Annotated in this window: 11 protein-coding genes; 7 read left to right on the top strand and 4 right to left on the bottom strand. The window is 33.2% G+C overall.

The annotated features are described in order from the left end of the window. Positions 1–48: 48 nt before the first annotated feature. Positions 49–927: an ATP-grasp fold amidoligase family protein gene (locus tag F981_RS10225; RefSeq protein WP_004721220.1), complete on the bottom strand. Its 879-nt coding sequence runs from the start codon at positions 925–927 to the stop codon at positions 49–51. A 1,733-nt stretch (positions 928–2,660) separates the two neighbouring features. Here F981_RS10225 and F981_RS10215 point away from each other — a divergent pair. The 3 genes from F981_RS10215 to F981_RS10205 all read left to right on the top strand — a co-directional run bounded on the left by F981_RS10215 (position 2,661) and on the right by F981_RS10205 (position 3,972). After that, the gene (locus F981_RS10215) at positions 2,661–2,921 is read left to right on the top strand and encodes a hypothetical protein (RefSeq protein ID WP_004721218.1); all 261 of its coding nucleotides are present in this window, start codon (positions 2,661–2,663) and stop codon (positions 2,919–2,921) included. Positions 2,922–3,278: 357 nt separating this feature from the next. Next, positions 3,279–3,482: a hypothetical protein gene (locus tag F981_RS10210; RefSeq protein ID WP_004721216.1), complete on the top strand. Its 204-nt coding sequence runs from the start codon at positions 3,279–3,281 to the stop codon at positions 3,480–3,482. Between the two features lie 82 nt (positions 3,483–3,564). Continuing rightward, positions 3,565–3,972, top strand: a complete 408-nt coding sequence (locus tag F981_RS10205; RefSeq protein WP_004721214.1) for a hypothetical protein — start codon at positions 3,565–3,567, stop codon at positions 3,970–3,972. A 235-nt stretch (positions 3,973–4,207) separates the two neighbouring features. Here F981_RS10205 and F981_RS10200 read toward each other — a convergent pair whose 3' ends face one another. Beyond that, complete coding sequence (locus F981_RS10200) at positions 4,208–4,759, bottom strand: DUF2799 domain-containing protein (protein ID WP_004721211.1); 552 nt, start codon at positions 4,757–4,759, stop codon at positions 4,208–4,210. 1,131 nt (positions 4,760–5,890) lie between these two features. On the opposite strand from F981_RS10200, the gene F981_RS10195 reads away from it, so the two are divergent. The 3 genes from F981_RS10195 to F981_RS10185 all read left to right on the top strand — a co-directional run bounded on the left by F981_RS10195 (position 5,891) and on the right by F981_RS10185 (position 9,259). After that, positions 5,891–6,247, top strand: a complete 357-nt coding sequence (locus F981_RS10195; RefSeq protein WP_004721210.1) for a hypothetical protein — start codon at positions 5,891–5,893, stop codon at positions 6,245–6,247. A 261-nt stretch (positions 6,248–6,508) separates the two neighbouring features. Next, the gene (locus tag F981_RS10190; RefSeq protein WP_004721206.1) at positions 6,509–6,688 is read left to right on the top strand and encodes a ribbon-helix-helix protein, CopG family; all 180 of its coding nucleotides are present in this window, start codon (positions 6,509–6,511) and stop codon (positions 6,686–6,688) included. A gap of 513 nt (positions 6,689–7,201) precedes the next feature. Continuing rightward, entirely contained in the window at positions 7,202–9,259 is a 2,058-nt protein-coding gene (locus F981_RS10185; protein WP_004721205.1) for a TonB-dependent receptor domain-containing protein, read from the top strand. A gap of 752 nt (positions 9,260–10,011) precedes the next feature. Here the strand turns inward: F981_RS10185 and F981_RS10180 are convergent. After that, a complete protein-coding gene (locus F981_RS10180) occupies positions 10,012–12,228 on the bottom strand; it encodes a TonB-dependent siderophore receptor (protein ID WP_004721203.1) in 2,217 nt (738 codons plus the stop codon). Positions 12,229–12,493: 265 nt separating this feature from the next. Next, positions 12,494–13,015 carry an RNA polymerase sigma factor gene (locus tag F981_RS10175; RefSeq protein WP_004721201.1) on the bottom strand — a complete coding sequence of 174 codons (522 nt, stop codon included), beginning with the start codon at positions 13,013–13,015 and terminating at the stop codon, positions 12,494–12,496. 254 nt (positions 13,016–13,269) lie between these two features. On the opposite strand from F981_RS10175, the gene F981_RS10170 reads away from it, so the two are divergent. Then, entirely contained in the window at positions 13,270–14,478 is a 1,209-nt protein-coding gene (locus F981_RS10170) for an efflux RND transporter periplasmic adaptor subunit (protein ID WP_004721199.1), read from the top strand. Position 14,479 lies beyond the last annotated feature (1 nt).

The raw sequence follows: 14,479 nt of genomic DNA, 5'->3' as shown, positions 1-14,479 counted from the left end.
TTTATATACCCACAAGTCTGGCTCTTTGTGGGTGTTTTTTGAATCATTTTAAAATAAATGCCAATAACTACCAAGTTTCATATCCCATTCTTTAGGTTCAATGACCATTCTTCCAGCATTAGGTGTTAGGGTTATTTCACTGAAATAGATATTATTTTTTGATATTAAAAAATCTATTCGGCTATAACTATATTTAAGGCAGAGCGCTTGAGATAGCTCAATTAAGATGCCTAGCCGAGCTGGTTTCTTTAAATATGCAGGGCTATTGCTTTTTAAATCAACTGTAAATGGTTGGAGAGTCCACGATGTATCGTAAATATTTGAATATTCATTTTTGAGGCCATCTTGTACATCGACTTCAATAAATTTGGGTTGACCTTCAAAGCAATGAACTCTACATGTGGTAATGGTTAATTTAGTCTCTTGGTCAATCAATAATTCAACATATTGCTCAGCTAAAATTGATGGCTTAATATTTTTGTAATGCCATTCTCTTTTCCTGAAATACATATTTTGTTTTAAATGATGTGTTAACTTATTTTCAGCATTACTTTGATCAAATTGACGCTTATCATTGCAGATGATTGCACTGCCACTATCATGATTGCATTTCAAAACAAATCTGTCGGGCATTCGACTAAAGTCAATTTCATTGAAAGATTTATATACACCGATCAATGGGACCAGATGAGAAGAACAAATTTTATTGCTGATCACGTCTCTTACAGCCAATTTATCAGCTAATAAGGTATGTAATGGATCTCTTTCGAAAATCATTCGTGCTGTAACTTTTTCATTAAAACTTTTAGGTTGATCAAAATTGGGAATATAACCAAGTTTATTAATAAAACGTTTGGTTAAATATTCCTTATCAGAGACAAAATATGCTCTTATAACTTTTGCAAAATAGGTGAGATTGTCAATCATTTGTCAAAACCTAATCAATGATCATATGAGTATAAATAGCCAAAACTTAAAAAAATTTTAAAAAGCGAATGACTTTATGTATGAGTATTATAGTAATAGGCTTATTACTCTGAATATTTCATGTTTACTTTCACTTAGGGGGTGATTGGTAAAGTTTATTAGGCTACGTTTTTGAATTATAAATTATATTTAATCAATAGGTTAAATCCGTTCTTTATATGTATGATATGGCATATTGGTATTAAGCGCGTGGTTATTGTAATTCGTGCAAATTTAAGCTTTAGATCGCTTAGACCGACAATCCTTAGGCGATTTGCTAAGGATTTAAGCAGTCTGTTACATAAAATTTACGATACATATATCAAGCTTTACCAAAAGGTAAAATATTTTCTTGAATCTTAATATGAATTGTGTAAAATTTAACCAGTGAAGAAGGTTGTGCTTTTCACTTTGACTTGGTATTTAAGTCTTTAATAAACCCACCTATTTTTTAGGTGGGTTTATTAATTTTAGCCTAATCAATAAATGATAAGTATCTGGCTTCTATCTAAAAGCATAAAACGATTTGAAAAATGAATATTAGTATCGATGGAAAGCTGAATAGTTAAGCTTTATTGAAAGAATATTGAGGATTTAATGTGATTTTAAGCACACTTTTAATAAATATGAATGAATTCATATTTGGAATAGCTACTGTAAACGGATGTTCTGCTTTCTAACTTGACATCATTGGAGTTCAAATAATGCGCTATTTGATCCAATGATGTGGCCTATTATTGTTTTGCTTAAAATTTATACGAAGGTATGGGTTGTTTATTTATAGATTTGATGTAAATTCAGAACAACATCTTTAAAATTAATTCTTATGAATATTTGTATAGGCGGTCCCTGGCATGGAAGTAAGTTGCTAGGAAATGATAATAAAAAGTCTTTTAAAGTAAAAGGCAAATTACCCAATTCAACAACAAACTATTTTAAAAGAAAGATTCAGTTTAAAAACGTATTTTATATTTTTTGGGTATCTGATGAACTGATGTTATTAGATGAGAATGAAATTATTAAAAATTTTTTACTTAAAAAATTAAATATTATTGTTTAAATAAACTTCATATAAATGAAAGATGCTAAGGCGTCTTTTTTTATATTTTTTCATTTTGCCTTGCTGCATTTGGGTTACAGTGAAATGGTGATCATTTTGAATAATCCATGATTTTTTATTCTGATTGTTTGATAATTTATTTTAACAAATGGTAAAAAATATATTTTAAGTTACTTAAATTGTTTGATATTTTACATAATTTATTGTATAAAAAAGAAACAACAATAAAATGAGGGTGAAATCATGATAGACAAATCAATAAACATCGTTTTTTTCTTTTTTGTATTTATTGTTTTAACTTTACTTGTACACCTGTTGGGAAATGTGCCAACTGGAATATGGTTTCCAAAGTAGAATAGTTCAATGGAAAAGCTCATCTTGAGATGGGCTTTTTATTTTATGGAGGGATTGATTTTGATCCAACTATTAAAATGTATGTTTGGCTTTCATCGTGTGATTGAGACACATTATTGTAAAGATGGCGAGTTGGAGGTTTGTCATCATTGCTTAAAAGTTGTTAAAAAATAATCATATAAATGAAATGACAAAGAATACATGATATTTCAATTTTTATACCCAATTCAAAGTTAAGCTGTTCATAATATTTTTTTACTTTGCGATTGTGAGTTTTGAAATGCCAATACCTAAAATGAGTGAAACTAATGTTGATTCCAATCAAGCGCCATATTTTTCAATTGAGCAGCTTAAAAGATTTTTGAAAACACAAATTAGATTAAAAGCCGATCAAGGAGAGTTATTTGTAAGTGAATACATCACTAAAGATTTCGCTCAACATGACATAATTAATTTGGGTGAAGAATTTAAGAAAGCGGGCTACAAGGTGAGGATCAAAAATGCTGGTAAAGAAAAAATATTTTCTGTTTTTTGGAATTAAAACACTGTAAGTTTTAAGATCTCTAGAAAGAAATAACCATAACTTGATTCCACCACCTAAATGAACCAACTTTTATTTTTTGATTGGGTTTAATTTTTCAATCAAGATAAGACTCAATGATGAAAACCATTTCAATAGTCTGTCTCGTTTTATTGTGGGGATGAACCACATGTCAAAAAAAGATACATATTCACAAGATCACTATAAGACTCTGCATTTGCTGGATCGAGACTATGAATAGAAGTCAGCTATTGGTCCTGTAGAGGGAATATGGCATAGTTCTGCTATCGAGATGTAGTCAACTGAATAGCTCCTGATCATTGGGAGATTTTTATATGAGGCTTATGGGAGAACAAAGTGAATAATTTAGAAAATGAAGATTTAGAACAGCAATCTCAACAAGAGCAAAAAGACTCTAGCATAATGAATGATATTGTGAATTCGATCAATCCATTGGATGCCGTTGATCTGATCGTGGAAACAGGCCGATTGATTGTAAATACGAATAAAGATATTGTTTCTGACATTGCCAACAACATCGATATTGATATAAGTCTTTAAAATTACTTGGCGAGTGCACCCATCAAAAGTTGGGGCTTTAATTTATATGATTGAACTTTTTTTGTAGATGACATTCAAATCAATGATAAAAAAAATTCTCTTGGCATTTCTTTTATTGAATTCGAAATTTAGCTTTGCTGATCCAATAAAACCGACTTTTCTTGAAGAAAAATTAGATATTAAAAAGTTTAAAAAAGAGCTAGATGATAAGCATACATCTAAAATAAAAAAGTCGCTTTTTCTTGTAAAAAGAGAGCCAAAATTGGACCAGCCTAGATATAAAGCAGTTATGCTAAGAGTCGCTAAGGATAGGCAGGATAATTCTTTTAAATATATGAAAATGATCAATTATGTAGACTGTGATAAAAATAAAACTTATACATTTTTGTCATTTTATGATGAAAATGGCATTACACATGGTATTGGTTCATCTAATGACGATCTTGCAGATGATAGTCCATTAAGAAAACAAGTCTGTATCATTGAATGATGGTGAATAGTTGAAAAAATATGGTTGTTTCATGTTTTAAAATTGACACATTTCACGTTATTTAGTAAAACTGTGATTGTTAATTCATTATAGTGAATAAACATACAATAATCCTTAATCAGCGCAAAAATTAAGGGGAAGCCTCACAGTGATGTGAGGCTTTTTTATTCGAATGATTTATTCCAAGCGACGTTCGAAATCATTACTGAGTAGATCTCTGTGACTTTGTTTAAAACTAATAGAGATCATGCTCAGCTTTAAAACGTTCTAGATTCCGAAGTGCATCTTGATAACGTGAGCGTACTTGACTGCTATTGCTTCGGAGGTCAGATAATTTCTTTTTATAGTCATCACGATCTTTGGTAGAGAGGTCTTTACTATCTAACTTTCCAAGATAGTAATCTAGGTTGTTTTGTGAGGTATTAAATTCTGAATTCGCATGATAAAAGTTATTGGCGACTTGATAATAATGACGTAAGGATTCACGTTTCTCTGCAGGACAAACTCGAAAATTACCGCGACCTTCTAAAGCTTCATAAAAAATATTTTCAGGTTGACAGTAAGCCCCTAACCCTTTTAGATAACCCATTTCATAAAGATTTTGACTAGGAATAATATTGGCTTTTTTACAGGAGGAATAGTATTTATCTAAGTGGGATTTATTTCCAGCAGCGCCATCTTTTTCGCCAACGTTAAACCAATTTGCAGTTTTACATTGTTCAACACTCATTGCAGCACAGCCGGAAAGTAAAACCGTAAAGGTAGATAAAATTACTATAAGTTTCATGAAAAATTCTTCCAAACGATTTTTGAATTACTTTAAAAAATGATTTTATCATGACAAGATCAACAATTCCCTGATCATTAATATTGATTCACATGAAAAGTGAATCTAAATTATTAAAAATACAATAGGGTTTTTATCTTGATTCTGCAGCTATTGCCGATATCGTATCTTAACTTTGGCATATCTTCAGCTTGAGCATAATGTTTGTATCGCAGTTGATAAATATAAACCTAGGAATTCTATCTCCAAAAGAACAGAACTGCTAAATTCTTAACTTCATTTAATTTAAAAATAACGGATGGACAACTAAATTTAATAGATTGATAATTTGTTCAGATTTTTCTAAAAATAGGATTTTTCATCTAACGCTATAAAAATAAAGTGGATTAAAACAAGACTACAAATCCAAAACATAGATAATCATTGAGCTTAGTGCAGTCACGATTACACAGAAATTTATCGTTACTTATTTAATTTCATAAAACTTATATACTATGATTTTATAGTTAAATTTACATTGATCTTTAAAGTGGCTTAATTCTAATGTTTGCGAAGATCGTTTTTACTGTATCGGTAGTCTTATCCATAGTTTTTTTTGTTCTAGGTTTAACGGAAGCTATTGTTGAGTTTATCGTTATTGGATGCCTTGGTTTTATCGCATCGGGCTTGATTTTTAAACAAATGAAAATATCATTCAAGCAGAATGACGACTAATTTTGTGGTTTTAACCAAGAGTACTTTTGGCTAATTTTTATTGTCAAAAAATGCTATGCAATCATGGTGTTGGATTTAAAAATTAATTGGATATTTTTGAACTGTAATTATTTTTACAGATTTCTTATCTACTATTTGCCTATGAAAAACAAAACAAACAAAAATTATAAAAGTTGCTAAAAGAAGAAGATCTAATTTTACTATAGTGATGTAAGCACTGAGCTAAAAAGTTCAAAAGCTTGATAGAGCCCTCATTGGAGGGCTTTTGTGTGTCAAGGTGCTGAAAAACATTAAAAAAATCACATATTATTATAATAAGATAATATTTTATTATCATTTTATGATATTTTTATGTTGTTATATAGTGTTATAAATCTATATAAATCATCTTATATTGAATAAAAGGGGTAAAAAATAATGGCTAAAATTGACTTAAATCCATTGGCTGAAATTGATGGCTTCACAGCAGCAGCACTTGTAGACTATACAAGTGGATTATCACTTGCCGCTCAAGGAACGGGGATCGATTTAGAACTAGCTGCTGCTGGAAATACGGAAGTTTTAAGAGCAAAAATTAAAACAGCAAAAGCACTAGATTTGAAAGATACGATTGATGATGTTTTGATCACACTCGGGAAGCAGTATCATTTATTACGTCCACTTGAAAAGAATAGCGATTTATTTTTATATCTGGTATTGGATCGCCAAAAATCGAACTTAGCGATGGCAAGACATGAACTTCGAATTTTTGAAAAAGAGTTAGATTTTTCCTAAAAACATCGATTGGCTATTATATTGGATAAGGTGTAATAGCCATTTTAAATCATCAATACTCAAAAATAGAAAGTATATTTAGCATATAAATACAGCCCGAATATAGGTTATCTAAAGATATTGAAACTTGAGTGAAATAGTCGACTTAAGTCTATGAATGTAAAGTTATAAATATGAATACTATAAAATAAAAAAATATCATTGAAAAACTCATAAATGTTATTAGAATTCTATTTCTAAATAAATTAAGAGATTGGGGATATGGAAAATAAAACAGCAAGATTAACTATTTTGATAGACCCGAACAAAAAGGAAGCTTTTGAGGAATTGTGCAATCGTCAGGATCTAAAGCCTTCACAAGTGGTTCGCCAACTGATTCGTGAGTATTTAGAAAAGCATGGTGTAGATTATGCGACTAAACCCACTTTACCGAAAAAGTAACATTTCATTTAACTATTTTATCAAGAAATAGGACTATGCTTTTAGGGGGAAAAGCGGGTTTTATTTCTATTGAATCAGAAAAAATTGAGTAAGATTGATCAAAAACATTGTACTAATTATTGAAGATTTTGATATTTATAAATTTTTAATGTATTTGATTCTTTAAAACTGACCAATTTGATCTTGATGATAGTGAGTAAAATAAGCAAAGGAAAGCTTACAAGCAGTTTGATGGCTTGTAAGCTTTCTTTTTTGTAGAAAAAGAAAGCTATAAAAAGTGCACCCAAAAATAAATTTTTGAATTCAACTTTGATAAAACTATTCCTTGAATTTGGTCTTTAAAAACAATACTTTTCATGTATTTGAGATTAAGTGTATTTGCATAAATTTACCTCAAGTTAAAAATATATAAATGATAATTATTATTATTAGTAATTGCATTTGAGATTTTGCTCAAATACAATACGCAACAATTCTTTCACAATTCCTCCGTAATTTAAGTTGCGTATTAACATGAATAAACAATTAAGATTTCAAACGCTGTCAATCTCTATACTCACAGCAATGTCAATTTCAGCATATGCAAAAGATACTTCTGAAGATGCGACAAAGTTAAAAACAATTGTGGTGACTGCGAGTAGTCAGGCAGTAGATGTTAAAGAAGCACCAGCAAGTATTAGTGTTATTACAAGCGAAGATATTGAAAAACAACCTGTGGGTAGTCTTGGAGAGTTATTAAGTAAAGTCCCTGGGGTAACAGGTGGAATTAGTCCTTCGAAGGAAGGTTCTAAGATTAAATTGCGTGGTTTACCAGACAATTACACACTGATTTTAGTTGATGGTAAACGCATCGGGTCTTCAAGAGATGTAAGTTATCGTCCAGATTTAGGTCGTCAGGATTTAAACTGGATTACACCCGATATGATTGAAAGAATTGAAGTCGTTCGTGGTCCAATGTCTTCCTTATATGGTTCAGATGCCATGGGAGGTGTAATTAATATTATTACTAAGAAGATTCCCAATGCTTGGGGCGGTAATGTCACTTTAAATTATACTCAGCCAACAACTTCGTCTGATTTAGGCACTTCTTTACAAACAGGTGTCATGGCTGCTGGTCCATTAACTGATACCTTAGGTTTACGCTTGACGGCAGGGATGACTGAACGAGAGGCAGATAAGAAATATTCAGCAGGTAACGGAACCACAGGTTCTCAAGATCAAAACTACAATGCGATGTTGCACTATCAGCCAACAGATAAACAGTCATTCAGTTTTGAAGCAGGGCACAGTATCCAAAAGAATGAAAAAGGTTCTCAAATTAACGCCAAAACAGGTGCAGAACAAGAGACCAGTTGGGGAGCTAAAAAATTAGAACATAATTCATTTAGCGTATCGCATGATGGTGAGTGGGCAATTGGTAAATCTAAGTTAAGCGCATACTACAATGATTATGATTCAAGTATTAATAAGGTTACGAGTAAATCAAATGAATTGATTGTTGAGGGTAGCTTAACCATGCCATTTGAGCTAATGTTTAAGCAAGTCTTAACTGTTGGCGGTCAATGGAAAAAACAAGAATTAACCAATACTGATACGATTGGTACTCTACCTGGTGGCAGTTGGGATGGGAAAAGCTATACCGACCCTAAGGTGGATAATAAAAATTGGGCATTATTTCTTGAAGACAATATTTCACTGCTCGATAATTTGACATTAACAGTAGGGAATCGTTTAGATCATGATGATAAATATGGTGAGCATCATAGTCCAAGAGGTTATTTAGTTTATAGTCCAATGGATGATCTTGTGATTAAAGGGGGGATCGCAAAAGGTTTCCGTGCACCAACTGTGAAAGAATCATCTCCTGGTGGGGCAACTGAATCTGGTGGGAATGGTTGCAATGGGTTAAGAGGTAAAATTTGGTATGACAGTAAGCAAAAGCCAGATACCTATACGGGTGGTAGCTGCTTTATGACAGGTAATCCAAACCTTAAGCCTGAGGAAAGCACAAACTATGAAATTGGTGTAAATTATACTGGTTTTGGTACAGACCTAGGTTTGACATTCTTCCATACAGATTTTAAAAATAAAATCACTTATTCGCCGTTAGGTCACGAAGGTGGTATTTGGTTTACTCGAAATGAAAATATTCAAAATGCAGTAACGCGTGGTCTAGAAATGGTTGTAAATTTCCCAGTTTTAGACAATCTAAAATGGAATAATAATGCAACGTATTTCTTAAAAGCAAAAAATGAAGATACTGGTGCAACCTTACTGACCACTTCAAAATTAACGGTAAATTCAGCCCTAAATTGGCAACCGATAGATCCACTCAATGTAGAATTGTCTGCGCAATATTTAGGTAAGCAATATTTAACTGATAAAAGCGCTACTCCTACGATGCAAAAACCACATACGATTGTAAATCTAGCAAGCAATTATCAAGTGAATGATAAGCTCACTGTACGTGGTGGCTTTACTAATTTACTTGATAAAAAATTGTCAAATGGTGCAGACGCATACTTCGTTGAGCGTCAAAAAGTATTTGTAGGCGCAACCTTTAAATTTTAATCAATCATACTGAAGTGAAAACTCACTTCAGTAATAAATCATGCGTTATGAAAACCATCTGCGGATGGTTTTTTGCTATGTATTTTTTATTTGGATGGATGGAATGCTGTGTATGAAATAGTGAAAACAATGATTTTTTAGGGTTTAGGTATTCTTCTATTCGTACCAAAATTTCCCCCAATATTTTTTGATCATTTTATAGTTTAATAAAATCAATAGGTTATATGTGCTTTAAAAACTTTGGGTATTTTGTGGTTTTTATATTTAACTTGCTGTTATCAGAGCGTTTTTTGATTTAAAATTATTGTTCACTGCCATATAGGCAGCTTAGAAATTTAAATATGCTTCCTCTTGTACAAGGTTGCGGTTCACTGCCATATAGGCAGCTTAGAAATTAAACTTTTAACTTCTTAATCGCTTCTTCAAGTTCACTGCCATATAGGCAGCTTAGAAAAGCCAAATGCATGTCAACCATAGCACCAAATGGTTCACTGCCATATAGGCAGCTTAGAAAATAATAACCATAATACAATTGCGCCTAATATAGTTCACTGCCATATAGGCAGCTTAAAAATCAACGGAAGAACTAGATGAGATTTACTGCTAGACCAGCAGAGGCGTTTATTTTAGTTATCTTGATAATATTTGAATTTGTAGAGAAAGCCACCTTAACGGTAACTTTCTCTACATCTAACTCATTGGTTTATTTTAAGCTAAATCAATGTTTAGCTAATTATAAATAGGTTTCAGAATTACCAATCGTATTTTAACCCCACTCTAAAATTAGTTGGTGCACCGTAGTAGCTATTGCCTGTTGTTAAATAATACTTTTTATCAAAAAGATTATTTATATTGAGATTGGCTGTTAATTTATTGTTTATTTTATAATGTGCCATTAAATCAACAACACTGTATTCACTCTGGGTAAATTTCTGATCTGCTGATTGAATTTCACTTTGCCAACGTATGCCTCCGCCAACGGTTATTGCTTCATTAAGATAAGGAAGTTTATAGGTTGTATAAAGTTTGGCAGTATTACTTGGAATATTAGGGTTTAAGAGCTTACCATTACGATCTCGGCTTAAATTACGGGCAAAGCTTGAGGAGATTTGCCAAGCATCTGTGAGTTTTCCTGTGGCTTCTAATTCAATACCGCGACTCTTGGTTCCAGATTCTGCTGTATATGCTTGAGATCCATCAGGTGCTAAATGTGAGTTATCAGGCTGTTCAGGAATCGCGACCGCAAAATTATCTTCTTTATTTTCATAAATTGCAGCACTTAGATTAAGTTGATTATCAAAAAAAGCGCCCTTGATTCCAAGTTCTGTGCTATTTCCCTCTAATGGGTCTATATAATCCCCAGCTCTTGTTTTTAGATCTTGTGGAGAAAATATATTTGTATAACTCGCATAAGCAGACCAATTAGGGGTGAGATCATAAACTAAGCCAAGATAAGGGATCAGTTTATTTTCTTCTTTACGGGTTGTGACTGTAATTTTATTTTCTTTATAGTCATTATTTTCTTTTTTTAACTTCCAATTTTCTAAACGTGATCCGAGCAACAGTGCTAAATCATCACTTAATTTGAACCGAGCTGCCGTATAAAATGATGAACTTGTATTATTTTCTTTGGTCCATCCTACGGCAGGATTATTTGGACGTGCAGGCGTATTTCCATCCCATTTATATATATTATCAATATTTCCACTCCAACCATCAATCCACCAATTGGTAAAGTACGGCTGGCTATTTTCACTTCTGGTTAATGTTGAACCAAAGATCACATCATGGGTTTGATTCAATAAATCAAATGAGCCGTTTAAGCTGACATTAAACAAGTCTTGAATTGGTTTATAAGCCCAGTGAGTAGAATAAATCGAAACCCCACTACCAGTTTCTTTATTGGGTGTTCCACCACTTGCATAGCCAACTAATTCATCTGAGTCCGTAATGATACGTGCTAATGAAGCCTTTAATTTCCAGTTATCATTAAACTGATGATTGACATCGGCAAAGAGTGAAGTGGTTGTTCGATCTGAGTAAGACCAACTGGGTGCTGCTGAATCTGATCGGGACCAGTTTGTTCGTGTCCCATCGCTATAAAAAGCAGGCAAACCGCCACGAGCTTGTCCAGTAATATAAATTTGTTGATAACTTAAGCCTAGACTTGCTTGAGTTTTATCTGATAAATCAGTGTCAACAACAGCATAGGCCACTTTGCGTTCTTCATTGAAGCGATCTATGTATGAGTCCGAGTTCTGATAAGCAACTACAGCACGTCCACGAAGCGTACCCGATTGATTAAGAGGTGTTGAGATATCGCCATCGAAACGGTATGAATCCCATGAGCTAAGATCTGTACTGATTGATGCTTTAAAATCTTGTAATGGTTTTTTCCGAACCATATTAATACTAGCGCTGGCGGAACCCGCACCAGTCATTAAACCTGTCGCTCCTCGTACCACTTCAATTCTATCGAAAAGCGTAGTGTCTTGGCTTTGAAAAATAGAAGAGTAGGTACTTAGGAGTTTTACACCATCAAGTAAATAGCTATCTACACTTTTACCGCGTGAGTAAATTGGTGAAGAATCAGAACCTACATTTCCAGACTGGCTAACTGTTAATCCTGCAACTTGGTTTGCAACATCGGTCAGTTGTGTAAGATTTTGATCTTGCATTCTTTGGTGGGTCATCACACTAACCGATTGCGGTGTTTCTTTTAGGCTGAGTGCCAAGCCTGTTGATGCTGTGGTGGCTTTAGCAGTATATAAACCAGAGCCTTCGGTTGTAAGGCTATTGGTATTATTGGCAGATACAGTGATGGTAGGAAGCTGAGTAGAATTTTGTTCTTGGTCATCAGATGGGTTCGGTGCTGCAAATACAGTTCCATGTATTAAACAAATAGATCCGCCCCAAAGTGCAGTTCGAATTGCAATTGCTAATGCATGTTTGCTTTGATGTTCCTTCATTAGATTCTCGTATGAGTCATATTCATGTACTTAGTCGTTTATTTTTAAAAAAAAGCTCATTTTTTTATTATTTAAATAGTGTGTATGTACTTGGATGCGAAAACAGTCGATCACAAGAGTGAATAGTGAGAGATAGAGAGGGCTTAAAACAACTTTTTTAATCAGTAAATGGATGTTAAATAAGTTTGAGATAAATTTTAAAATATGTTTAATTGGATTTATATACTAGTTTTTATTTAATCTATTGTTTTGTAGGTAAAAAATATTATGAATTAAAGGTTGTGTTATAAATGCTGGAGCAGGCTAAAAAAGCTTGTTTCATATCTCGTTTTACCGTAGCTTCAGAAATATTAAGTTTTTCACCGATTGCGCGGTAGGTCATACCTTCCATTTGAGATAATAAAAAGACCTGTGCTACGCGTTCGGGTAGTCTTTCTAGTGTTTGATGAACTTGATACAAACTTTCTCGAATACATATTTCATGTTCTACAGATGGATAGCCATCCTGTGGTGTATGTATTAACGCATCTAAATATAAGTGTTCAACTTGTTGGTGGCGCCAATGATCAATAATTACATGTTTCGCAATTCCCAATAACCATGCTTTGGGTTCTTTAATATTTTCAAAACAGTAATTACTTTTTAATGCACGATAAAAAACCTCCTGACTAAGATCTTCAGAGTGATGATGGTTGTGAAGTTTATGTTTGAACCACAAAAGTAAAGTATTTTGATGGTCTTGATAAATATGATCAAACCATTGCTGCTTTTGTACGTTCAAATGCATAAGAGTTGCCTGTTTAAAAAGCGAACTACATGGAGTTTTGCTGGAGGAAGAAAGTGTTGAAAATAATGATAGTGATAATGATTATTAAATGCAATAATAAAGATTACAAAATGCAACATGATAATTAGCGAAGCTAACCTTTATTTATTCTTGATTATTAATGAGATGAACAATGGGTATCTGTGAAATTTCACTTTAATTATTTCGCAATTGTAAATTTTGATCGTTCTGCGACTTTATGAATAAGAGTTTTTATGAGTAAGCCATCTGTAAATGTAAACCCCAAAAAAAGTTTTATTGGCCGTAAATTTAAATATTTAATTGGATTTATGCTGCTGATTATTTTCGGACTAGCAGGCTTCTATTGGAAAAAAACCTCATCCAAACCCGCAGAGGAATATAGCCAATGGAGTAAACCTGTACCCGTGCGAACTGTACCAGTACAACGACAAGATTTACAGGTTGAAATTAAAGCAATTGGTACAGTCATTCCTACGCATATTGTGAATGTACAAAGTCAGGTTTCCGGGGTTCTACAGCAGATTTATTTTAAAGAAGGGCAAACCGTAAAAAAAGGTCAGCTCCTTGCACAAATTGATCCAGCGCCGTTTCAGGTCGCACTTGCACAGGCTGAAGGAACACGGCAGCAGAATTTAGCACAATTGCAAAATGCTGAAACAGAGTTGCAGCGTTATCAATTACTGTTTAAACAAGATTCAATTGCGAAACAACAAGTAGAACAGCAATTGGCGCTGGTCAACCAGCTTAAAGGTCAAATACAGGCGAACAAGGCGCAAGTAGATGCTGCAAAACTACAGCTGTCTTATACTAAAATTTATGCGCCTATTGAGGGGCGGGTTGGATTTAGACAGAAAGATGCTGGTAACCTTATTCAAGCCAATGAAAGTGCTGGTTTAGTCAGTATCACTCAAGTTCATCCAATTTTTGTGCAATTTTCAGTGGCAGAAAACTACTTAGCAAACCTGCGTCAAGCATTAAAAAATGGCGATAAAGTGTTGGTAACTGCTTGGGATAAAACAGAGCAAAAACAACTTGCGCTGGGGCATGTACAAGCAATAGATAATCAGATTGATATCAGTACAGGGACTTTAAAAATAAAAGCAATTTTTGATAATTATGATGATGCCTTATTCCCAAATCAGTTTGTCAATGTGCGTTTAAATACTCAAACCATTCAAAATGCAATCAGTATCCCGAGTGATGCTGTACAACATGGTGCAAAAGGCAGCTATGTGTATATCATCAATCCGCAAAATAAAGCCGAAATTCGCATGTTAAAACTGGGGATGACATCGAATGGTCAAATTGAAGTTTTAGACGGATTAAAGGGGAGCGAAAAAGTAGTACTTGAAGGAATTGATCGTCTTTCGGAAGGCAAAGAAGTTCAAATTGTTGTAGAGAATCAACAGCCAATTTCTACGGCCAAGCCAACTGCTGGATAAA

The organism is Acinetobacter guillouiae CIP 63.46 (genome assembly GCF_000368145.1).
GTDB lineage: Bacteria > Pseudomonadota > Gammaproteobacteria > Pseudomonadales > Moraxellaceae > Acinetobacter > Acinetobacter guillouiae.
This window is presented reverse-complemented; position numbering and strand designations above follow the sequence as displayed.